The 22794-nt window shown below is 52.0% G+C and carries 18 protein-coding genes; 9 read left to right on the top strand and 9 right to left on the bottom strand.

The window, feature by feature from the left end:
* The first annotated feature begins 376 nt into the window (after positions 1–376).
* Positions 377–1117 (top strand): EAL domain-containing protein, encoded by a 741-nt coding sequence (locus tag E2566_RS16810; protein WP_107169034.1) that lies wholly within the window; start codon positions 377–379, stop codon positions 1115–1117.
* A gap of 205 nt (positions 1118–1322) precedes the next feature.
* Positions 1323–3002: a hypothetical protein gene (locus E2566_RS16815; protein WP_107169033.1), complete on the top strand. Its 1680-nt coding sequence runs from the start codon at positions 1323–1325 to the stop codon at positions 3000–3002.
* 36 nt (positions 3003–3038) lie between these two features.
* Here the strand turns inward: E2566_RS16815 and E2566_RS16820 are convergent, their stop codons facing one another.
* The gene (locus E2566_RS16820) at positions 3039–4331 is read right to left on the bottom strand and encodes an ABC transporter substrate-binding protein (protein ID WP_107169032.1); all 1293 of its coding nucleotides are present in this window, start codon (positions 4329–4331) and stop codon (positions 3039–3041) included.
* 68 nt (positions 4332–4399) lie between these two features.
* On the opposite strand from E2566_RS16820, the gene E2566_RS16825 reads away from it, so the two are divergent.
* The 3 genes from E2566_RS16825 to queD all read left to right on the top strand — a co-directional run bounded on the left by E2566_RS16825 (position 4400) and on the right by queD (position 6671).
* The gene (locus tag E2566_RS16825; RefSeq protein ID WP_165800644.1) at positions 4400–4567 is read left to right on the top strand and encodes a hypothetical protein; all 168 of its coding nucleotides are present in this window, start codon (positions 4400–4402) and stop codon (positions 4565–4567) included.
* 311 nt (positions 4568–4878) lie between these two features.
* Entirely contained in the window at positions 4879–6213 is a 1335-nt protein-coding gene (locus E2566_RS16830; protein ID WP_107169031.1) for a glycoside hydrolase family 28 protein, read from the top strand.
* Positions 6214–6308: 95 nt separating this feature from the next.
* Positions 6309–6671, top strand: coding sequence for a 6-carboxytetrahydropterin synthase QueD (gene queD / locus E2566_RS16835; RefSeq protein ID WP_039306667.1), 363 nt, complete (start codon positions 6309–6311; stop codon positions 6669–6671).
* Positions 6672–6748: 77 nt separating this feature from the next.
* Here queD and queE read toward each other — a convergent pair whose 3' ends face one another.
* Positions 6749–7420 carry a 7-carboxy-7-deazaguanine synthase QueE gene (gene queE / locus E2566_RS16840; RefSeq protein ID WP_107169057.1) on the bottom strand — a complete coding sequence of 224 codons (672 nt, stop codon included), beginning with the start codon at positions 7418–7420 and terminating at the stop codon, positions 6749–6751.
* A 190-nt stretch (positions 7421–7610) separates the two neighbouring features.
* Here queE and E2566_RS16845 point away from each other — a divergent pair, with 190 nt between their 5' ends.
* Positions 7611–8594, top strand: coding sequence for an MBL fold metallo-hydrolase (locus E2566_RS16845; RefSeq protein ID WP_107169030.1), 984 nt, complete (start codon positions 7611–7613; stop codon positions 8592–8594).
* 8 nt (positions 8595–8602) lie between these two features.
* Positions 8603–9349, top strand: coding sequence for an SDR family oxidoreductase (locus E2566_RS16850; protein ID WP_107169029.1), 747 nt, complete (start codon positions 8603–8605; stop codon positions 9347–9349).
* 234 nt (positions 9350–9583) lie between these two features.
* On the opposite strand, the gene bglB is transcribed toward E2566_RS16850, so the two are convergent.
* From bglB to E2566_RS16865, 3 genes are all read right to left on the bottom strand, one after another.
* On the bottom strand, positions 9584–10723 hold the full coding sequence (gene bglB / locus E2566_RS16855) for a beta-galactosidase BglB (RefSeq protein ID WP_107170051.1): 1140 nt from the start codon (positions 10721–10723) through the stop codon (positions 9584–9586).
* Positions 10724–10766: 43 nt separating this feature from the next.
* Positions 10767–12326 carry an MFS transporter gene (locus E2566_RS16860; RefSeq protein WP_107170050.1) on the bottom strand — a complete coding sequence of 520 codons (1560 nt, stop codon included), beginning with the start codon at positions 12324–12326 and terminating at the stop codon, positions 10767–10769.
* A 302-nt stretch (positions 12327–12628) separates the two neighbouring features.
* Complete coding sequence (locus tag E2566_RS16865; protein ID WP_107170049.1) at positions 12629–13519, bottom strand: LysR family transcriptional regulator; 891 nt, start codon at positions 13517–13519, stop codon at positions 12629–12631.
* Positions 13520–13689: 170 nt separating this feature from the next.
* Here E2566_RS16865 and E2566_RS16870 point away from each other — a divergent pair, with 170 nt between their 5' ends.
* Positions 13690–15108 (top strand): coniferyl aldehyde dehydrogenase, encoded by a 1419-nt coding sequence (locus E2566_RS16870; RefSeq protein WP_107170048.1) that lies wholly within the window; start codon positions 13690–13692, stop codon positions 15106–15108.
* A gap of 47 nt (positions 15109–15155) precedes the next feature.
* The gene (locus E2566_RS16875; RefSeq protein ID WP_107170053.1) at positions 15156–15833 is read left to right on the top strand and encodes a type 1 glutamine amidotransferase domain-containing protein; all 678 of its coding nucleotides are present in this window, start codon (positions 15156–15158) and stop codon (positions 15831–15833) included.
* A 78-nt stretch (positions 15834–15911) separates the two neighbouring features.
* On the opposite strand, the gene E2566_RS16880 is transcribed toward E2566_RS16875, so the two are convergent.
* From E2566_RS16880 to pyrG, 4 genes are all read right to left on the bottom strand, one after another.
* A complete protein-coding gene (locus tag E2566_RS16880) occupies positions 15912–16994 on the bottom strand; it encodes an ABC transporter substrate-binding protein (protein WP_107170047.1) in 1083 nt (360 codons plus the stop codon).
* Between the two features lie 5 nt (positions 16995–16999).
* On the bottom strand, positions 17000–19192 hold the full coding sequence (locus E2566_RS16885; protein ID WP_107170046.1) for a TonB-dependent receptor: 2193 nt from the start codon (positions 19190–19192) through the stop codon (positions 17000–17002).
* 563 nt (positions 19193–19755) lie between these two features.
* Complete coding sequence (gene eno, locus E2566_RS16890) at positions 19756–21051, bottom strand: phosphopyruvate hydratase (RefSeq protein WP_107170045.1); 1296 nt, start codon at positions 21049–21051, stop codon at positions 19756–19758.
* A gap of 98 nt (positions 21052–21149) precedes the next feature.
* The gene (gene pyrG / locus E2566_RS16895) at positions 21150–22787 is read right to left on the bottom strand and encodes a glutamine hydrolyzing CTP synthase (RefSeq protein ID WP_107170044.1); all 1638 of its coding nucleotides are present in this window, start codon (positions 22785–22787) and stop codon (positions 21150–21152) included.
* Positions 22788–22794: the final 7 nt, after the last annotated feature.

Below are 22794 nucleotides of genomic sequence, written 5' to 3' on the forward strand. Positions count from 1 at the left end.
CTTATTTTTCTCATCCCAATATCATTACGAAACGACGATTTCATCGTTGTTTATCATCCTAACAAGGATACCCAAAAGCCACAACGACTACACATACGCCAAAATAAGATCAAAATACAAACAAAATGAATTTTAAATTCAAAATACTAAAAATAACAAAAATTAAAAACCACAAAAATACAAATTATCAGAGCAAAAAACCAACACCAACATAGATTTAAACGATCATTATTTTTTAATCAATAGCCAATGACTATCAAATGAGAATTATTGATCATTTAAAACAATTTCCAAACATTCTAAATTACTGTGTAGAATCCAGACGAGCCATGTTATGAAATTGCTAATTCTATGGAGAGGGTGAGTAATCAGTAAAATGAATACAACAACATTGCATATCGATGGGAAAATTTTTAGGCTGTCAGCAGAGTTTCAGCCTATTATCCATCTCCCTCAAAATAAAATATTTCGCTATGAAGCCCTTGCCAGGTTTTATAACTCCGAAGGTGTGTTAGCACCAACCCAGCAAACAATAGATAAAATTGAGAAGTGTGAAGCAATTGATGAAGTAACAGATTTCATGTTTGATGTTGTCTGTCAGGTAATAAAAATCAAAAGCAGCATGACAATATCATTTAATTTGTCACACTTGCTTTTTAATAACTCAGCGTATTTGGAAAAATTGTATCAAAAATGCGTAATACATAAAGTCAGCCCACAGAATATAGAAATAGAGATCAGTGAAAAAACAACTCGACAACAGTTGATTGATGGAATCCCCTTTTTAAACCAGGCTAAACAATATGGTTTTATGATTTCATTAGATGATTTCGGCGCAGGAAATTTACAGATAGACAGCCTGAGCTTGTTTAACTTTGATACAATAAAAATCGATCGTTCCATTATCGATGGCATAGGTAAAGAAGAGACAAAATCACAAAAGCTGAAAATCTTATTGAACAAACTCATTCCACTTGGGGTAAATATTATCTGTGAAGGCGTTGAAAAAGCCACCGATTTGAATCGGTTAAATAAATATCATCCGATTGGGATTCAAGGGTATATTTTCTATCGCCCATTAACATTCAGCCAATTAAGGCTGCTGGAAGGTTTTTAACTGATATCCTTGGCTTCAGTTGTCTAATTCCCCATTGGTCAACGCATTTTTGACCTCAATGCCCGCCAAAAATCCCCCGCCAACCACACCTTAGACGATCGACATTAGCGAACAGGCTCACATTTCTGGCGTTCGCCGCAGGAATTTATCCTTTGCGATAACCCATCAATGCGATACTCACGCCAGTGGCAACGGGAGAGAAATGATGTGGCAACGACGCGCGCTGGAACTTAATACGCAAGATATTTGGCACTGGCAACAGGTCATCTCGGTTGTCGATTACGCTCGTGAACAGGGCTTCAATACGTTAGTGCTGGGGGCGGCAGATTTACTGGATAAACTGGTAACGCCGGATGCCTACAACAACGCGCGTTTTGACGATCGCATCAGCAGCCAGCAGCGTTCCCGCTGCGTTTACCTGAATCAAGTCGCAGCGCACTGCCGCGAACAAGGTCTGGCGCTGTATCTGCAATGCAAAGAGCTGTCGTTTCCCACGGATCTACTGCTTCATCATCCAGAATTACTGGACGACAAACATAGCCTCCGCATGGATACCGATTTTTGGTGCGACTACCTTGCAGCCAAAGTCGAACTGCTGATGCAGCAAATCCCGCGATTGAGCGGCCTGCTGCTAGCAATCTCCAACAGCGACAGTTTACTGCGCTTTTCTGCGCCTTCCGGCGATGAGATTAACGGCACCGTTCCTGTTACCACACACTGGCCGACCAACGCCACCAGCGAGCAGATCTACCACCGTTTGTTCTCCGCCGTCGCCCGTGTGATGCATTATCACCAGCGCCATCTGGTGTTGCGCGCCTTTCCCGCCAGCCATCAGGATATCGGTAACGTTCTGAACGCGATTCACACACTGCCGGAGTCCGTTTCCGTCGCGATCAAAGTCACACCGGAACGCTTCTGGCCTGAGTTTCCCAATAATCCGACACTTCTGGACGTCAACGGGCGTGAAGTCTGGGTTGAATTGGACCTGGCAGGCGAAGAAGTCGGCTGGGGCAATCTCCCTTTTCTACGTTACACCGAAGTTCAGGGTCGACTGCTGTGGTGTCGGGAGAAAAATCCCGCGATTGTCAGCGCACTGTGCCGCATCAGTTGGGAAGGCGTAGACAATCACAGCGTGATAGGCACACTCAGTGAGTTCACCCTGTTCGCCTGCTCTCGCTTACTCACGAACCAGACTGCATCGGCAAACGAAAGTACGCTATTCGCACAGTGGGTAATGGCACGCTACCAGTGGCAGCCGGACGATAACGTACTGCACACCATGCAAGCCTTGTTGGATCAGGCGCATCAGGCTATTTCACTGTCGCTCTATGCCAGGCACCACGTTTTTCATCGTCACAGCCTGCTGCCGACCAGCTTTGGTCAGGCAATCTGGAGTCTGTACGGTCAGCTAAATCGTAATCACTGGCTACCGGGCTCTGGGCAAGATATTACTTTCGACCCGCAGCACGCAGAGCTCGCATCGCAAAACCTCTATCACATTGCAAAAGAGAAAGATGCCGCGTGGCAGTTGGCGGAGCAGTGCCAACAGGCCGCACTGCAATTTTTTCGTGAACACACGATGCCGGAGGCGCTCAGACAGCGCTGGCAGCAGGAATGGCGTGGTCTGGCGCTGTATTGCCGCGCCTTTGTTCACGCGCAGAAAGCCTTCTTTACGCTGCACTACTGCAAACAGGTGGAAAACAACTGGACGCTGCGGGAAATCGCCAAAACCAATATTCAGGCGCTATACGGCATCGGACATGAAATGGAGGATTTCTGCCTGCAACACCGGGATTACCCGGTGAGCATGCATGTGATGTTTGATGCCGGACGCCCACGCGCGTTAGCCGATAGCCTACAACAGCAGTTGGCTGAACTGACGTAACGCGCTGGCCAGTAACGATCTTAGCCCTTCATTCGATTAGCGAATCACCCGTTTCAGGATGCGCTCCCCTGAACTACTGAAGTTTTTCGCCGATTCTTCTACGCTCTTTTTGCCATAATCAAGCTGTTCAATCGTTTGTAGGATCAGACTCGCCAGTTGGGGATCTTCAAGATAAGAGGAAACGGGCGTTTGCATCGGCTTTTGCAGCGCCAGCGATAATCCGGCAACCGACAGATCGTTAGTATCCAGCCTCTGCTTTTCTTCCAGCGCTTGTCTGGCGATGCGGCTGAGCGGAATACCGCGCTCGGTCCCCATCAGCAGCGCCCCTTCAGGATCGTTCATCAGGAAATTCAGCAACAGCGCCGCTTCTTTCGGGTGTTTGGTATTTTTGCTAATGGCAAACAGCATCGACGGTTTGAAGAACTGCCCTGAATTCTCCGAACCCGGCGTCATGATGTACGGTCCTAATTCGAGCTTGCCGGGCGCGGCCAGCGGATCGGCGTATTTTTTCACGACCGAAATCCACAGATGTGCACCACCGTATTCCCCGTTAATCCAGGGGCGCGTTTCATACATGCCAACTTTGCCAAACGCGTTGTAATACTTCGAAGACGGCATCACATGTTCATCGATCAACCGCTTATAGAAGCGAAATGCCTCAACCCATTGCGCCTCGCTGTAGTTAAAGCGTTTGTTCTTTTCGTCGATCATGCCGATCTGATATTTCTGCGTCATGTAATAGTTGATCAATTCCAGCACGCCTTCACCGCTGTCCTGAGCAGGCGAAGCAATGGGGAAATAGTTATCACCCAGTTTTTCTTTAAATACCTTACCCGCATGGAACAGATCATCCCAGGTCGTGGGATACAGTAGCCCGGCCTTCTTCCAGGTTTCCGTGTTGTAGTACATCATCAGCGCATTTAGCGAGGTGGAAATCGCGTTCACCTTGCCATCAATGGTCGCTGGCTTCAGGGCATCTTCGGGGAAATCCTGTAATTTCAGCGTATCTTTCAGCTTATTCAGATCATAAAAACCAGTGCCCGTCTTGGAGAAAATCGGCAGCCAGTTCCAGTTTACCTGAAGCACATCCGGTTCTTCGCCGCTGGCAATCTGCGTCGTCAGGCGAGATAGGTGCCCATCCCAACCGGTATATTCGGGTTTTACGCTGATATGCGGATATTGTTTCTGAAACGCTTCCAGCGCGGTCAATGTCGCCTGATGACGACTGTTTCCTCCCCACCAGGAGAGGCGTAATTCCACGGGTTCAGCAGCCTGCGCGAGTGAACAGAGCGCAGAGAAGGCGATGGCAATCAGTCCAGGTAATCTCATTTTTCCCCCAACGACATTATTATTGTGGTGTGTCTGGTGTGGCGTATAGATGAGAACAGGTAGGGTACATGGCTACATTTCTCGACCCTGACAAGATAGGCAGAACCTTTTTTATCGCGCCAGTCGCCACGGCGAGAAAACGCGTGATTTGCGGGGCTGATGGAAGAAATATCGCGGACAACGCAGCGCTAATGAGCGTTTCAATCACATCTCGTAAGCGCTATCTGGCGCGGTAGGGATATCCCTCACATCATTAACCGACGCATCACACCAAAAAGAGATTTAATTCACAAATAAGATACACAAAAACAACAAAACCACTTCAGGCATGCGGCAAAAGAGAAAAATCGGCGTAAAAGCGTGATGAAACACACACGGAATGAAACAGTACGCCGCCCTCTTCGTTATGCCTTTCACATTCTCTTGAGCGGTATACCCTGCGCTGTGAAGCCCGCTCCAAGCTCCACAGATTTCATCGTGGCAGCGCCTGCCGAACACGCCAAAACGTGCTGCAATGCGCTCATGAAGGACAACATGGGATCTCATCATGAAACACTCTATTCAGTCATACTCCCCCGCCGCTGATGGCATCACACTGGATACTGTCATTTTTCAGCAGGCTATCGATCGAATTGCGGCACAGGGCGGCGGCACGCTGACGGTGGAACCGGGACGTTATCTGTTAGGGGGATTACTGCTGCCCTCCAATTTTTGTCTGCAACTGGAGGCGGGTGCGGAGCTCATCGTCAGCGGGGACTATGAGCAATTTACGCAGGCCACGACGATCAGCATGGCCGAACTGTCGCATCGTGCGTTTCTTTATGCCTATCAACAGCGCAATATCACGATCTGCGGCCAAGGTAAGATCATGGGGAATGCCGACGCCTATTTCTCTGCGGAACCGGACGATCAGGGCTATCGTTTGCCCGCAAAACATCGCCCACGCATTGTGGTCTTTGAGGATTGCGAACACGTTCGCTTGTGTGATTTTACGATTGAACACGCCCCGATGTGGACCGTGCATCTGGTCAGCTGTCGCCAGATCATCGTTGAACGTCTAACAATTGATAACGATCTAAGCATGGCGAATACCGATGCGCTGGATCTCGACAGTTGTCAGCAGGTGCAAATCAGCAACTGTTCATTGAGCGCCGCCGATGATGCGCTGTGTATCAAAACCACCCATAAACCGCCCCCTCTGCAACGTAAAGTACAGCAGGTTGTCATCAGTAACTGCCTGCTGCGTTCCAAGAGTTGTGCACTGAAAATTGGTACCGAAACCTTTGCCGATATTGAAGATATTTCCGTCAGCAACTGCGCTATTTACGACACTAACCGCGCAATCGGCCTGATCTCCCGCGATGGCGGCGCATTCAGACGCCTGCAATTCAGCAACATCACGTTCCAGTGCGTCGCTGCGCATCCGTGCCATTGGGGCAAAGCCGATCCGATCTTTATCTCCGTGCGTTATCGCGATCCGGCCATCGAACCGGGCCGGATCGAAGCCGTACAATTTTCACAGATCTCAGGGATCAGCGAAGGAGCGATTAACCTGCATAGCACGCCCGCAGGCTACATTCGTGATATCCATTTCCACGCGGTGCATCTCGAACAGCGGCAGAGCGATTCACCGGAACAGGGCATGTACGATGTGCGCCCGCCCTGCAACCCGGAGCGACCAACAGGGATGGGGCTGGACAATGCCTATCGGGTCGATCCTGAAACGGGTCGCGCCTTCGGTGTTGAGCACTACCCTAACGGCATGCCTGCACTCTTTGCCCGTGGCGTACTGAACCTGACCACCAGCCACATGACGATCCACCGCCCCGATCCGCTGCCATCCGGCTGGCATCACGCCGCGATCGTGCAACAGGAAGAATAAGTGATTCGCGCGACACTTTCGGGTAGTATGCGACGGCTTTTTGCATACTATGTTCTGAAAGCCCCTTTTTTCAGAACGAAACCGGGAACATCGCTATGGTCACGACACTCTTTAAAGATTTTCAGTTTGAAGCCGCACATCATTTGCCTCACGTGCCGGAAGGCCACAAATGCGGGAGACTGCATGGGCACTCTTTCATGGTGAGACTGGAAATTACCGGTGAAGTCGATCCATATACCGGCTGGGTAATGGATTTCTCTGAACTGAAAGCCGCGTTCAAGCCGACATGGGAACGGTTGGATCATCACTATCTGAATGAGATCCCCGGTCTGGAAAACCCGACCAGCGAAGTGCTGGCGCACTGGATCTGGCAGCAGTTGAAACCGACGTTACCGCTGCTCAGCGCCGTGATGGTAAAAGAAACCTGCACCGCGGGCTGCGTCTATAAGGGCGAGTAACGAGGAAGTGGTAAGAAGTGGTATGTAGTCTGGCGTGAAGATCCCTCTCTCACGCCCTTACTATCTATCGATAACTATCAGGCGATATTCAGGTATTTGTGTGTCTGCATGGAGAGCCGCCAGTTGCGGGCGATGCAGGTTGCGATGCACAGTTTCGTTGCATCCTCTTTCTGACTAATCGGCTGTAGCGCCACAATACGCGGCTTATCATCATCAAGCCGTGCCAATAACGCATCCAACGCTTCAATATCACGTTCACGCGCTACCGGATGTTTGATCTCATCCGCCCGTTGCAGCGCTTGATCGAGTACCTTCATGCCGCCGCGCATGTTCACCTTTGGCGATACCGTCACCCAGGTTTTAGGCGAACAACGCACGTCGTGCGTGCCGCTGGTTTCAATCTGGCAGCTGAAGCCCTGCTTTTCCAGCTGTAGCGTCAGCGGAGCCAAATCATGGATACAGGGTTCTCCGCCGGTGATGACGATGTGGCGTGCCGTATAACCCTGCTGCGCCATCAGTGCCAGAATATCGTCCGCACTCGCCGCGCCCCAGGCATCGCTTTCTTCCGTTTTTACCAGCACCTGATCCAATGAGGTTTCCCGCTCTGCCAGTTTGTCCCAGGTGTGTTTGGTATCGCACCAGCTACAACCTACCGGGCAACCTTGCAGACGCACAAACACCGCCGGTACACCGGTAAAATAGCCTTCGCCCTGTAACGTCTGGAACATTTCATTAATCGGGTACTGCATGTTTTTCACTGTCTCGCTCACTTAAAAATGCATTATACCCTAAATCCTTCGCGTTGCAGGACAGTGGCGATGCGGCGGAAACACGCCAGTCTGAGGACAGTTGAGTAATTCGGAACATGCGTCAATAATCAATCTGTTGTTACGATTTCGCCTGCTTTTTATGTTTCATTATTAACAAGGACAACAATAAATGAAGTTATTGAAACCATTAGCCTTATTACTCGCCTCGTGTGCATTTGTACCTGCGATTGCGCAGGCACAGGATATTGCCCAGGTTAAAACTCAACCAGGCTATTACCGCATCATGCTCGGACAGTTTGAAATCACCGCCCTGTCTGACGGCACCAACACCATGTCCATGGATAAACTGCTACAGCGCACGCCACCGGAAAAAATCACCGAGCTGTTAGCGGAAAAATCGCTGTCACCTCAGGTGGAAACATCGATCAACGCCTATTTGGTCAATACCGGGAAACACCTCATTCTGATCGACACGGGCAACGGCAAACAGAGTAATCCTACGGTAGGGAAAGTGCTGCCACATCTGATTGCGGCGGGCTACAAACCTGAGCAGGTCGATACCGTGTTGATGACTCACCTGCACGGCGACCATTTTGGTGGTTTGGTGCAGGACAATAAGCTGAATTACCCGAATGCCACCGTGTATGTCAGTCAACCAGAAACCGATTTCTGGCTCAGCCCGGAAAGCCTGAAGAACGCGCCAGAGAACAGAAAGGCGGCGTTCCAACGCGTGCAAAACACCTTTGATGCCATTAAGAAAGAGAACAAACTGAAAACCTTCCCGGCCCAGCAGACAACACTGCTGCCCGGCATCACCGCCATTCCAAGCCCAGGCCATACGCCGGGACACACCTCATTTATGGTCGAAAGTGAGGGGAAAAAACTGCTGGTATGGGGAGATATCATTCATGCAGAAGCGGTACAGATGAGCTTACCCACCACCACCATCAGCTTTGACTCAAATATGGATCAGGCGACGGAATCCCGTAATAAAGCGCTGGCCGACGCCGCCAGTCAGGGATACTGGGTCGCGGGCGCTCACCTACCTTTCCCCGGTATCGGCCACGTAGGTACACGTCTGGAACGCAATGGAACCACCAACGGTTACCGCTGGCTCCCTGCGAATTACAGTATGGCGGGGCTCAAAAACTAAGGGGCAGAATGGAATTCATTACGTTGATTACTGGCGGTTCGCGCGGCATCGGTCGCGCAACGGCATGCTATCTGGCAGGAAAAGGTCACAAGATTTGCATCGGCTACCGCACCCAGCAGGACAGTGCGAATAGCGTTCTCGAAGAGATACGTGCGAACGGCGGAACCGCCATCGCCGTTCAGGTCGATATCGCGGATGAAGAGCAGGTCGTCGAGCTTTTTAAGCGAACGGATAAAGAACTTGGCTGCCTGACAGGTCTGGTGAATAACGCCGCGATGCTGAAACCGCAAGCGACCATTGAACAGCTTGATGCCGTGCGGCTTAACGCTATTTTTGCTACCAATACGGTGGGCAGTTTTCTCTGTGCCCGGGAAGCGGTCAAGCGTATGGCCTTCAGGCATGGCGGAAAAGGCGGGGCCATCGTCAACGTGTCATCTGCGGCTGCCCGGTTGGGTTCACCGCATGAATATATCGACTATGCGGCATCAAAAGGCGCACTCGATACGCTGACGATTGGCTTATCGCTGGAGGTCGCCGATCAAGGCATTCGTGTTAACGCCGTGCGGCCCGGTTTTATCTATACCGATATGCATGCTGACGGCGGTGAGCCGGCAAGAGTGGATCGCATCAAGCATTCACTACCGATGAAACGGGGGGGTCACCCGATGGAGGTCGCGCAAGCGATAGGCTGGCTGTTATCGGACGAGGCGTCCTATGTGACAGGGAATTTTATCGATTTAGCTGGCGGCAAATAGACGCAACCTATGCAGGTTCCCACCACTTAGCCTGTCTCTTAATCACACTTGTATGCAGATTAAGAGGGGCTTTCGTGCGCCATACTACGGTAATTCATGTTGCGATACCGTATACGCGCCCTGCGTCGGGCGCGTATACGGTATCGCATATGAATAGCGACGGTGTGGCGCACGAAACTGCCCCTTAGCCAGCATAACCGATATGACTAAGAGGCAACGCTCGCGTTAACCCAATTACAGATAGACCCGCAGGTATTCCGCCAGACATAGGATCGCCATAGCCTGGCCGTACGGCATGGAGGTCAGGGCGATGTTGCGGTAGAAATCCAGATCGTTGCCCATCGCCGTGCCGAATGATACCTGCGTTAGCTCACCATCCTCATTAACGTGATTAATCACGCCGCGAATCGCTTTCTCCGCCACCTCAGCGTAGCGTGGGTCGACGTAGCGCTTGCGCACCGCTTTCAAAATACCATAGGCAAAACCAGCGGTTGCCGAGCTTTCTAGGTATGAGTTTGGATCGTCGATCAGCGTGTGCCACAGGCCGCTGTCATCCTGATATTTCGCCAAGGCTTCAATCTGACTTTCCAGCACCTGCAACAGGAAGCGACGCGTCGCATTGTTTTCCGGCAGATCCAGCAGTTCGATAAATTCAGGAATAACAATCGTCAGCCAGCTGTTACCACGCGCCCAACGCGCTTTCGCGTAGTTGTGCTGCCCCTCAAACGTCCAACCGTGGAACCACAGGCCACTTTCGCGATCCATCAGATATTGCACATGCAGCAGGAACTGATACGTGGCTTCTTCCACAAACTCTGGCCGGTTTAACAGCTTGCCGATTTTCGCCAGCGGCAGCACGCTCATCATCAGCGTGTCGTCCCACATCTGCTGGTGGTTTTCATTGTTATAAACAATGTGCTGCAAGCCCTGCTTGTCCGTGCGCGGCATTTCGTACATCACCCACTCCGCCCAGCGCTCCAGATACGGCAGCCAGCGGGCATCGCCCGTTTCTTCATAGCGATAAGCCAGCGTCAGGAACGGGCACACCGTGTTCACATTCTTCGTTGGCGTGCCTTCAGCCAGACGTTCGGTAAACCAGTCGTCAATGATGGCGCGCATCTGCTCGTCACCCGTCTGCTGGTAATACTGATAAATCCCGTACAGCCCGATGCCGTGCGTCCACTCCCATCCCGCCCAGCCTTTGGTATCAATCACCCGACCATCGTCCAGCCGTAACAAGAACTCACCGGTTTTATCCTCAATATTCACCAGGTTGTCGGTGATACGGCAAATCAGCGCCTTCAGATCCTCACGGGAGATGAAGCGTTCCGGCTGACGTAAAAGCGGGCTATGTTTTACACTGAATACGGTCATAGTCATTCATCCAATTGAGTTATCAGTTAACAGTTCAATACAGTTACGACTGCGTGGCGTGCGTTACCGGCTTGTCACCTTTATGACGGTTCAGGTAGCCGATATTGTTGTTACCCCACAGCGATTCATACGGCATACCCGCCAGCATTTCGACCGTGGCTCGCGCCTGCGGCGTAATCTTCTCTGGCACAGGACGCCCAGCCTCACGCATTTTGAGCGTCTCCTCGCGCAGCACGCTGTGTGTTTGCAAATTGAGTTTAAAGCGCAGAGAGACCAGGAAGCCCAGCGCCAACACGCCTACGGTGCCGAAGCTCAGAATCATCAGAATCGTGTGGCTAACGCCCGGCGCTTGTACGCTCTGCCCGGATACGAAGCCAGACAGTTGCAACACAATCCCCACCAGCATCACCGCACCAGCCTGAGAGGCTTTGCGCGTCAGCGTCATAATCCCGGCAAAGATCCCTTCACGACGCTGCGCGGTGATCACTTCATCCACGTCAGCGATGTAAGTGTAGGTGTTCCACGGTACATAGTTGATCCCACCACGCCCGATGCCCGCCAACGCAGAAATCAACAGCAGCAGAGAGAAGGTGTCATGCAGGCCGCTGTGCCACAGGACAGCGTAGGAGAGCGCACTCAGGCCAAACAGGCACACGACCAAGCGGTAAGACGGCGCTGGCCCAAAGCGAATACACAACGGGATCATGCCAATCACCGCGATGAATTGCAGAATTGCCATCGTTCCCATCAGGTTAGAAGCCATCGTCGGGCTTTGCATCAGCACAAAGACCACGTAGTAGGTAAATACGGCGTTGAACACATCCTGCGCAATATACCCGCCCAGATACATCCCAAGATGCTGGCGGAAAATGCGAATACGCAGCGTTGAAACCAGTTCAACGTTCAGGCGTTTCAGGCTTTCACCCAGCGTCAGAGACTGGCGCTCTTTTTCCGCCCGTAGCGAGGCTTCCGACATCTGATCGCGCGGCCGCTCCCAGGTAAAGAAATAGACCAGCGTCAGCACCAGCGCGCAGATAACGGAGAACACCAGGCTCGAATAGAAGAAGGAAACCGCATTGTCTTTGCCAAAGTAGCCCAGCAGGATACCCGGCAGGAAGGCAGCTAAAATGGCAGACAGCTGCGCCAGCGCGATACGTGCGCCGGAGAACTTGGTCTTTTGTTTGAAATCGTCGGTCATTTCCGGCACCAGCGTTTCATACGGCACCAGCACCATGGTGTACACGACATCAAACAGCAGGTAGGTCAGCAGATAGTACCAATAGCTCATATCCCCCACCCACATGAAGCTGTAGCTGAACACGAAGGGAATACCGAGCAAAATAAAGAACTTGCGGCGGCCAAAGCGTTTGCCCAGCCAGGTTGAACCGAAGTTATCAGTCAGGAAGCCCATCAGCGGGCTGACGACGGCGTCGAGCACACGCGCCATCGCAAAAATAAACGTTGCCTCAATCGGCGTTAAGCCACAGAACGTGGTGTAAAAATAGAGTAACCAAGCGGCCGTCAGCGCCGTTGTACCAGCACCAAGAAAGTCCCCTGAACCGTAGGCTAAATAGTTAGCCAAACCGATCTTACGCGTTTTCATCGCCATCCTTCCCCGAACATTTTTAATTATGAAGGTGTCACGCTGATACGGTAGCGCCCGGCGATCGTGAAAACCTTTGCGCTTTTGCCACCACGCACCGCACGCTGGCAGCACAGGGAAGATTGGTGCGATCCGCGTCAAAGATTTTATAAAAAGCTATTTTAACTGAACAAAACCAACAGTTCGTTTATGGCGATCACAGGATGGAAAGTGAGGGGCAAGCAAAAAGGAAGGCGGAACAGGCAACGGGCTACGCCTCATTATGTATTGAAAAACAGCATTTTTTTTAACCGAGGACGAGATTACTCCGCATGCTGCAAGCGCCACAGGAAAGTTTGCCGCGCATGGGCTAAACGCGGTTGGCGCAGTGCGCCCGGCACCCAGACCAGATAGTAATCCAACTGCGTGGTGCCGACAGGCGGCGGGATAATGACAAGTTCCCCCGAGTCCAGCAGATCCTGACATAAATATATCGGCATCACCGTCCAGCCAAACCCGCTGGTCAGCACACGGCGCAGCGCACGCAGATCCTGACTCACCACGGCAGGCACCAGCCCTCTGTCCTGTATGCGGTTCTTCTTCAACCAATGGTCAATCAGAGGAAGTTCAAGGTCATACGCCAGCATCGGCTCCTGCGCCAGCGCCTGCGGCAGGTCGTCCGCCTGTACCAACCGTTCGACAATCGCGGGAGACGCCACCGCCTGGAGGGTTGCACTCTTTAACAGATCGCTTTTCAGCCGCTTATCTGTCACGGGGTGCGCCGTTATGCCAAGATCGCAATGTCCTTCGAGCAACATCTGCTTGATCAAGTCACCATCACCAGTATGCATATGCACCCGCACGCCCGCCTCAAGTAGCGGCAACAGCTGTTCTGACACCACTTCAGCCATGAAATCCGCATGACCTATGATATGCAGTGTTCCCGCAACGTCCATTGACCGCGCGCGTGCAGAGGCTAACGCGGCTTCGGCTTCATCTAGCTTATCTCCGAGATCCGCCGCTAAGTCGTCTGCTGCCGACGTTGGCGTCACGCCGTTAGCCTGACGCTCAAAGAGACGCCGTCCCACCGCCACCTCCAGCCCGGCAATGTGCTGCGACACCGCAGGCTGAGTCAGATTGAGCGCGCGCGACGCTCCGCTAATCGAGCGCTGCCGATAGACTTCCACAAATGTGCGTAGACGAATGAGTGACATACGGTACCTATAGAAACTGAGATATAAAATTATTTATACCCCCCGAATAATAATCTTGTTGGCGGGAGGATCAACCCCTGCCGTATCCTTTATCCCATCTTGAGCGACCCGGAAACCCCGGTTAACTTTCTGTTTTCTCTGGTACTCGACGACAAAAAAGGGGACAAAACATGTCGACACAACAATCCAAAAAGGATTTACAAGCTATCCTGAATACGATGAAGCGTGCTCACATTGCATCTGGCCCAGCCGATGCCGCGCTGCGTCAAGATCGCTTACAGCGCAGCATCAACCTGCTCCGTGAAAACCATGCGGCGCTCGCACAGGCCATGAGTGAGGATTTCGGCCATCGCAGCCTGTATCACTCCTTCGCCGCCGATATCGGCATCACACTGAAAATACTCCAGAATGCCATCGACAACGTGGAACGCTGGATGCAACCAGAGCCGGTTGATGAACCCGCTCCCGGCATGCAGGCGTGGATTCAACATCAGCCTCTGGGCGTGATCGGCGTGATTAGCCCGTGGAATTTCCCGGTGAACCTGTCATTCGGCCCGCTGGCTGACATTTTTGCCGCCGGTAATACCGCGATTCTGAAACCGTCAGAACTCACGCCGCGCACGTCTGAGCTGCTGGCGGAATTGATCGCCCACTATTTTGACCCGCTAGAATTGGCCGTGGTGCTGGGCGATGCGGAAATTGGTCAGGCATTCAGCGAACTGCCGTTCGATCATCTGGTTTTCACTGGCAGCACCGCCGTAGGGAAGCATGTGATGCGTGCGGCGGCTGAGAATCTGGTGCCGGTCACACTGGAGCTGGGTGGTAAATCCCCTGTCGTGATTGATCGCAGCGCAGACATCACCGAAGCCGTTGAACGCACGCTGACGGTGAAAACCTTCAACGCCGGGCAAATCTGCCTGTCACCGGACTATGTTCTGCTGCCCGCAGGTCAAGAGCAAGCCTTCCGCGATGCCGCGAAAGCCTTTATGCAGAAAAGTTTCCCGACGTTACAGGCGAACCCAGATTACACGTCTATCATTGCTGACAGGCATTACGATCGCCTGATTCGTATTCTGAAAGAAGCTGAACAGCAGGGCGCAACCGTCGTCAGTCTGGCACCGGAAGGCGAAGCGCCCTACGATGCGAAAAGCCGCAAGATTGCCCCGCATCTGGTGTTCGGCGTACATGATGATATGACGATCATGCAGGAAGAAATTTTTGGCCCGCTGCTGCCGATTAAAACCTATCAGGCAGCAGAGGAACCGATTCACTACATCAATGCACATCCACGTCCGCTGGCGGCGTATCTGTTCAGCCATGATGAAGCCATGCAGCAGCGCTTCGCAGCCAGAACGACATCAGGCGCGCTGGTTATCAACGATGTAATGACGCACGTGTCTATCGAGACACTTCCGTTCGGCGGCGTTGGCGCATCCGGCATCGGCGCATACCACGGCGTTCACGGATTCCGCCGTTTCAGCCATGCCAAACCGATTGTCATACAGAGTGAAGATGGGGCGTCTAACCTAACGCTACGTGCGCCTTACCATGAGAAACAAGACGCAATTGTCGCCGTACTCAAAGGGTAACCGGCAGCTATTCACCCGATCATCCTGCAACTATAGAGAGAAAAATGATGAAAATTTTAATGGTCCTGACTTCTCACGACACACTGGGCAACACGGGTAATAAAACCGGTTTCTGGCTGGAAGAGTTTGCTGCCCCTTATTACACCTTTAAAGACGCCGGTGCCGAGCTGGTACTCGCCTCCCCTGCTGGTGGCCAGCCACCTCTCGACCCGAAAAGCGATCTCGCTGATTTTCAAACCGAGCTAACACATCGTTTTAAAGCCGATCCTGCCGCACAGCAGGAACTGGCCAATACGGTAAAACTCGATACCGTCAGCGAACAGGATTTCGATGCCGTCTTCTATCCGGGCGGCCACGGCCCGCTCTGGGATTTGGCAGAATCACCGGTTTCTATCGCGCTCATCGAAGCCTTTGTTCGCGCCAACAAACCGACTGGTTTTGTCTGTCACGCACCGGGCGTACTGATTCATGTGAAAGCAGAGAATGGCGACGCCCTGATTAAAGGCCGTAAAGTGACAGGCTTCACCAACGGTGAAGAAGCAGCCGTTCAATTGACGGACGTGGTACCTTTCCTGATTGAAGATGAATTCAAGAAACTCGGTGGCCTGTATGAAAAAGGTCCCGACTGGGCACCGTACCTCGTTGAAGACGGCAAGCTGATCACCGGTCAGAACCCGGCTAGCTCAGAAGTCGTCGCCAAAGCGATCCTCAAGCAGCTGGCGTAATCTGCGCGATACCTCATTTTTCTGTGTCTAAAAAAACAGGGCCGCATCACAATGCGGCCCTGTTATCAAGTCACTCCCCTAATGTACTGGGGGAGACAAAATTAACGCTACCTGTTGCGCAGTCAAATCGATCCCGTAAAAGCGCTGATAAAAATCATGCGTCTCTTTTGCCATATCGATGTGCTGCATCTGCTGCGGATAGAGCATTTTTGCCAGCCAAAGAAATTGCAGCGCCTGCTCCGACGTTTCTCGACACCACCAGAACATGCCCAGCGGATTGACGTAAACACGCCCTTCTTTTACCGCACGCAGCTGCTGCCACTTTGCATCCTGACGGATAGCTTTCGCATCTTCAGCCTGCATCGTAATAATCACATCGGGATCGGCCTGAAAAATTTGCTCAAGCGAAACAGGCGCCGTTGTCACACCACTTTGGCTAAACCACGGCTCAGCCACGTTAATCGCACCGCCCAGATCCATCCAGTCCTGATTCAATGAAGGACGTCCCGATGTCGTCAACGGATCGCCAACCGAATGGTAGACCTTTACACGCTGCTGTGGCGGAATGCGCTGGATAACCTCCGTCACTCGCCTGACGTTATCCTGATAGTAGGCGGCAAAATCCTGTGCCCGACGCGACGCCTCCGGCCCCAGAATCTCACCGGTAATCAACGTGCGCTCCACCATCGCCGCCAGCGAATTGTAACGCAGTGGCACCACGGCAATTCCGGCTTTACGCAATACCTCAGCTTCAGCAATAGGCACATTTTCCGACACGAAAAAGACCTGAGCACGGCGCGCAATTAGTGCTTCAGTATTAATTCCCATATTTCCACTCTGGGAAACCAGCGAAGCCTGCGTAATGGACGGCACAAACTGGCGGAACAGCGGCATATCGCGCACGAGCTTCGTCGTCCCGACAATACGATCGCCATAGCCCAGCATCGCCAGTATTGAGTTTTGCGCATTCCACGAGGTGGCAACCCGTTCAACCGTCGCGGGCACCGTCACCGTGCGATCGCCGTAATAGTGAATCGTCCGCTGCGGCGATTCAGGCGTTTCCGCCTGAACCCACTGCACACCGGAGAAACTCACCGCCAACAGCACTAACGCATTGAGAAAATACTCGCGATACCGCGTGGTAAGGTTACGTTTCAGCATCACACTCACCAGTCTACGGTCAGAGAAGCGCGAATTTCACGCGGATCGCCGACAAACGCATTGGCACCGCCGTTAATGCCGTCCGTGCTGCCAGGGAATATGGAAGCCCAGTAATGTTCGTTGGTGACGTTATTGAGCGCAATGCGAAACGCCGCAGGTTTATCATAAATTTTAAAACCGTAGCGTGTACCCAGATCCAGCGTGACATAACTATCCGCCCAGGCCGTATTAGCATCATTAGCTGCGCGTTTACCGGTGTAGTGAAGGTTCGCCATATAGACCATATTAGGGTAAGACGGGTGGCTATATTCCGTCAGCAAATTAGCTTGGAATTTCGGCACACCAACCACGCGCTTATTACGTGTTACGGCTAATTCAGTGTCTTTCAGCTTAGGATCTAACAGTGTCATGCCGCCATAGAGATGCAAGCCGGAAAACACTTCACCATCCGCCATCAACTCCAGACCCGTATTGACCTGATTACCCTGCTCTTTGAATACGTTATCTGCTGCGACATACGCGAAGGGGCGCTCCAGACGGAAAATAGCCGCGTTCAGATTCAGCCCATCCCACTGCGATTTCACCCCCGCTTCATACTGGGTACTGCGATAAGGCTTCAGCGTCTGCCCTTTATTCACCACATAATCATCTGTTGGCGCGGTGCCGCCCTGCTCCAACGAATCGGCATAGGCGACATACGTCATCACGTTAGGCAAAGGTTTGTACATCAGAGACAGCGTCGGGCTAGTGCCCGTATCACGGGTCACTTCACCATCAGAGCCAAAACTGCGTGAGGTAATCCAACTTTGGCTCACGACGCCCATGGCCGACCAGCGATCGTTAAACGTAATGGTATCGCCGGCGGTGATCGCCTGCTGACTGGTACGGCTGGATTTATAGCGTCCCGATCCCATATAGAAACGCCCGTCGCTAGGATCGGTATAACTACGCGGTGAATCAATGGTGCTGTTTCCCAGCGGGAAGCGCTTGCTATTACCCAGTCCGTTATAGATTGTCCACTGGTATCCGGTGGTGCTGAAGACCACGTCATGAGAAGGCCCGTTCGTATCGATATGGCCATTCAGTTGCAGCGTATTGCTCAATACCTTAAAGCGCCCGGCACTGTAAGGCTGCGTCAGAGAAGTACTCACCGCGCCCTGATTGTTAGTAATCGTATTCGACAGCGAGCGCATACCGCGATCGGCAGTTTGATAGCCCACCCCGCCCGAGGCATACCAGTTATTGTTGAAGTAGTGCTTCAGACGCGTGCTGGCGGTTTTCGTCACCAAATCGAGCCCCGCAAAGCTCTGCCCGTATCCCTGTTTCGTCACGTCCGGTGCGCTGGGTAACTGAATCGTCGGGCCATAGGAAAAGCCACTGGCATAGCCCATTTTTCTGAAGCGATACTCGCTGGCATTGACTTCCAACACCGTGTCGGGCGAGAGGTTCCAGTCAAACGCGACGCTGGCGAGCTGCCGTCTCAGCGTGCTGTTGCTGATACTCCCCTCACCTTCATCGTGCAACAGGTTGATGCGATAACCGAACTGGTTTTCGTCACCCAGATGTCCGCCCAGATCGGCATGGCCCATCGCCGCACCTTTACCAGAATAGCCTACGGTAAAACGGTTTAACGTCTGCGCCGTTGGCCTTTTCTGCGTAAAGTTAAACTGTCCGGCTGGGCTGGCAGGCCCATACAGTGCGCCAGTCAGGCTATTAATCACATCCAGTCGCTCCAGCATCTCAACCGGAAAGGCGGTGGTGGAAATAATATTTAACCCATCCAATCTGCTATTCGCCAGCACGCTTCCTTGCATACCACGGCTTTGAGGACGACCCACGTCAATGCCGCCGCGCGCCTGCATCTGGCTGGACGCGTTATATTTGAGGAGATCGTTAACATTTTTTGCCTGCTGATTGGCTATCATGGCTTCCGTCACAGTCGTGGTCGAATACGGCGTATCCAACCTTGAGCGTTTGCCTAATGGCCCGATCTCTACATCGTCGGCCGTCATACCTGCACCAGCCAGATTCGCATTCGCCTCGCTGCGATCGGCTTTGACGACCATCACGTCAGCCGCTTTTGTCTTTTCGCTGTCTTTGATCGTTGCCGGTTCGGCGCTTAATACCGGTGGAACAACCACCATTAATGCTGGCAATAACCACTGTGCTTTTTTTCTATTATTTTTTCGGGCTTTCATCCGCTATATCCCTGTTGGTCAATATTATGTCAATTATCGATATGTAATCATTTATATATCGACGCATACTATACAGACATGACAAGAAGAAAATAAGGAGAGCGATAGAGGGATTTATTTTATAAAACGTTGAATTTTAAATATTCAAATATAAAAACAGGGTGTATGAAAAGTACTACATTGTAGGTATTTCCCTACCTGCAACAGGAAATATAGCGGACAGGAATGTCCTGTCTAAAAACGTCGGGAACGTTTTTCAACGTTGCGCAAGCAACGGCCCGTAGGGTGGCAGACAAGGATGTCCGCCATAAAAAAACGTCGGGAACGTTTTTCAACGTTGCGCAAGCAACGGCCCGTAGGGTGGCAGACAAGGATGTCCGCCATAAAAAAACGTCGGGAGCGTTTTTCAACGTTGCGCAAGCAACGGCCCGCAGGGTGACGGACAAAGATGTCCGTCATAAAAAAAATCCAGAAACGCTTTCACGCTTCTGGATTGTTATCGTTAATCACGTTGGTGCGTATCAGGCCGCCTTCTCAGCGACCGAATTACCCCAGAGACGTAATTACTGGCCTTTAACTTCTTTCAGGCCGTTGAACGGCGCAGAATCACCCAGTGCTTCTTCGATACGAATCAGCTGGTTGTATTTAGCAACGCGATCAGAACGGCTCATAGAACCGGTTTTGATCTGGCCTGCTGCGGTACCTACTGCCAGGTCAGCGATGGTTGCATCTTCAGTTTCGCCTGAACGGTGAGAGATAACAGCCGTGTAGCCTGCGTCTTTCGCCATTTTAATTGCAGCCAGCGTTTCGGTCAGAGAACCGATCTGGTTGAATTTGATCAGGATAGAGTTAGCGATGCCTTTCTCGATACCTTCTTTCAGGATCTTGGTGTTGGTTACGAACAGATCGTCACCAACCAGCTGGATTTTGTCGCCCAGAACTTTAGTCTGGTAAGCGAAGCCAGCCCAGTCAGATTCGTCCAGACCGTCTTCGATGGACACGATTGGGTACTGTTTGGTCAGATCTTCCAGGAAGTGGGTGAATTCTTCAGAGGTGAACGCTTTGTTGCCTTCGCCAGCCAGAACGTATTTACCGTCTTTGTAGAATTCAGATGCTGCACAGTCCATCGCCAGCGTGATGTCTTTGCCCAGCTCGTAGCCTGCTGCTTTTACCGCTTCAGCGATAACGGCCAGCGCTTCGGCGTTGGAACCCAGGTTTGGCGCATAGCCACCTTCGTCACCAACAGCCGTACCCATACCTTTGGATTTCAGAACTTTAGCCAGAGTGTGGAACACTTCAGAACCCATACGGATGGCTTCTTTCAGCGTTTTTGCACCAACAGGCTGAATCATGAACTCTTGGATATCAACGTTGTTATCCGCGTGCTCGCCACCGTTGATGATGTTCATCATTGGCAGAGGCATAGAATATTTACCTGGGGTGCCGTTCAGCTCAGCGATATGCGCATACAGCGGCAGACCTTTTGACGCGGCAGCCGCTTTAGCAGCAGCCAGAGACACAGCCAGAATGGCGTTAGCACCGAACTTGGATTTGTTCTCAGTACCGTCCAGGTCGATCATGATCTTGTCGATGTTCGCCTGATCTTTCGCGTCTTTACCCAGTACAGCCTGAGCAATCGGGCCGTTAACCGCAGCAACGGCTTTCGTTACGCCTTTGCCCAGAAAACGGGATTTGTCACCGTCACGCAGTTCCAGCGCTTCGCGAGAGCCAGTAGAAGCCCCTGATGGCGCAGCAGCCAGACCTACAAAACCACCTTCCAGATGAACTTCAGCTTCAACAGTTGGGTTTCCGCGTGAGTCGATGATTTCACGGCCGATGACTTTAACAATTTTGGACATTAGATTTTCCTCAGTACAAGTTAAACTAAAACTTTAGATAGAACTAAAACCCTAGACGAACAACGCGCGATAGCGATCGCGCGTTGCTGATATAACTCTTACTTCACCTGACGCTTCTGGTACGCGCCAGCGGCTTTGACAAAGCCGGCAAACAGGGGATGTCCATCTCGCGGCGTTGATGTGAATTCCGGGTGGAATTGACAGGCAACGAACCAAGGATGATCGGGTAACTCGATAATCTCCACCAGTTTGCGGTCGGCGGAAAGACCAGCAACCCGTAATCCCGCCGCTTCAATCTGTTTCAACAGCATGTTGTTAACTTCATAACGATGGCGGTGACGTTCGATAATCGTTTGTTCACCGTACATCTGACGCACCAGACTACCTTCGGTCAGATGGCATTGCTGCCCGCCAACACGCATGGTACCGCCCAGATCGCTGGCTTCATCACGGACTTCAACATTGCCGTTCTCATCACGCCATTCCGTGATCAACGCAACGACAGGGTACTTACAGTCTGGCACAAACTCTGTTGAGTTTGCCCCTTCCATCCCAACAACGTTACGGGCAAATTCCATTAATGCGACCTGCATCCCCAGGCAAATGCCCAGATAAGGGATGTTGTTCTCACGGGCGTAATTCGCCGACATGATTTTCCCTTCGACGCCACGATAGCCGAAGCCGCCAGGAATCAGGATAGCGTCCAAATCTTTCAATACTTCGACACCACGGGTTTCAACATCCTGTGAGTCGATCAACTTGATGTTCACCGTCAGGCGATTCTTCAAACCACCGTGTTTCAGTGCTTCAATCACAGACTTGTAGGCATCCGGCAGCGCAACATACTTGCCGACCATACCGATAGTGACTTCGCCGCCCGGGTTGGCTTCTTCGTACACAACCTGTTCCCATTCTGACAGGTTTGCCTCGGGACAGTCCAAGCTGAATCGTTTACAAATATAATCGTCCAGCCCCTGCGATTTCAATAGCGACGGGATTTTATAAATTGAATCAATGTCTTTAAGGGAGATTACTGCTTTTTCCGGCACATTACAGAATAAAGCAATTTTTGCACGCTCGTTGGCAGGCACGGTGCGGTCGGAACGGCAAATCAGCACGTCAGGCTGAATACCGATAGAAAGCAGTTCTTTAACGGAGTGCTGCGTTGGCTTGGTTTTCACTTCACCCGCCGCCGCCAGATACGGCACCAGCGTCAGGTGCATAAACAGCGTGTGCTCGCGGCCCACTTGTACCGCCATCTGCCGAATCGCTTCAAGGAACGGCAAAGATTCGATATCACCGACAGTACCGCCGATTTCTACCAGAACAACATCGTGACCTTCGCCACCTTCAATGATGCGCTCTTTAATTGCATTGGTGATATGTGGGATCACCTGGATGGTCGCACCCAGATAGTCGCCGCGGCGCTCTTTGCGCAGGACATCAGAGTAGATACGGCCAGTGGTGAAGTTGTTGCGGCGCGACATTTTGGTGCGGATGAAACGCTCGTAGTGACCCAAGTCCAGATCGGTTTCGGCACCGTCTTCGGTGACAAACACTTCACCGTGCTGCGTCGGGCTCATCGTGCCCGGATCCACGTTGATGTACGGGTCCAGTTTCATGATGGTAACGTTGAGGCCACGGGCTTCAAGAATAGCCGCCAGAGAGGCTGCGGCAATGCCTTTACCCAGAGAGGAAACGACCCCGCCGGTCACAAAAATATAATTAGTTGTCATGCTGAAC

This window comes from Pectobacterium punjabense (assembly GCF_012427845.1).
GTDB classification, from domain to species: domain Bacteria; phylum Pseudomonadota; class Gammaproteobacteria; order Enterobacterales; family Enterobacteriaceae; genus Pectobacterium; species Pectobacterium punjabense.

Coding starts and splice junctions, on each gene's coding strand:
- E2566_RS16810 (WP_107169034.1), top strand. CDS start 377: ATGAATACAACAACATTGCATATCGATGGGAAAATTTTTAGGCTGTCA.
- E2566_RS16815 (WP_107169033.1), top strand. CDS start 1,323: ATGTGGCAACGACGCGCGCTGGAACTTAATACGCAAGATATTTGGCAC.
- E2566_RS16820 (WP_107169032.1), bottom strand. CDS start 4,331: ATGAGATTACCTGGACTGATTGCCATCGCCTTCTCTGCGCTCTGTTCA.
- E2566_RS16825 (WP_165800644.1), top strand. CDS start 4,400: ATGGCTACATTTCTCGACCCTGACAAGATAGGCAGAACCTTTTTTATC.
- E2566_RS16830 (WP_107169031.1), top strand. CDS start 4,879: ATGAAACACTCTATTCAGTCATACTCCCCCGCCGCTGATGGCATCACA.
- queD (WP_039306667.1), top strand. CDS start 6,309: ATGGTCACGACACTCTTTAAAGATTTTCAGTTTGAAGCCGCACATCAT.
- queE (WP_107169057.1), bottom strand. CDS start 7,420: ATGCAGTACCCGATTAATGAAATGTTCCAGACGTTACAGGGCGAAGGC.
- E2566_RS16845 (WP_107169030.1), top strand. CDS start 7,611: ATGAAGTTATTGAAACCATTAGCCTTATTACTCGCCTCGTGTGCATTT.
- E2566_RS16850 (WP_107169029.1), top strand. CDS start 8,603: ATGGAATTCATTACGTTGATTACTGGCGGTTCGCGCGGCATCGGTCGC.
- bglB (WP_107170051.1), bottom strand. CDS start 10,723: ATGACCGTATTCAGTGTAAAACATAGCCCGCTTTTACGTCAGCCGGAA.
- E2566_RS16860 (WP_107170050.1), bottom strand. CDS start 12,326: ATGAAAACGCGTAAGATCGGTTTGGCTAACTATTTAGCCTACGGTTCA.
- E2566_RS16865 (WP_107170049.1), bottom strand. CDS start 13,519: ATGTCACTCATTCGTCTACGCACATTTGTGGAAGTCTATCGGCAGCGC.
- E2566_RS16870 (WP_107170048.1), top strand. CDS start 13,690: ATGTCGACACAACAATCCAAAAAGGATTTACAAGCTATCCTGAATACG.
- E2566_RS16875 (WP_107170053.1), top strand. CDS start 15,156: ATGAAAATTTTAATGGTCCTGACTTCTCACGACACACTGGGCAACACG.
- E2566_RS16880 (WP_107170047.1), bottom strand. CDS start 16,994: ATGCTGAAACGTAACCTTACCACGCGGTATCGCGAGTATTTTCTCAAT.
- E2566_RS16885 (WP_107170046.1), bottom strand. CDS start 19,192: ATGAAAGCCCGAAAAAATAATAGAAAAAAAGCACAGTGGTTATTGCCA.
- eno (WP_107170045.1), bottom strand. CDS start 21,051: ATGTCCAAAATTGTTAAAGTCATCGGCCGTGAAATCATCGACTCACGC.
- pyrG (WP_107170044.1), bottom strand. CDS start 22,787: ATGACAACTAATTATATTTTTGTGACCGGCGGGGTCGTTTCCTCTCTG.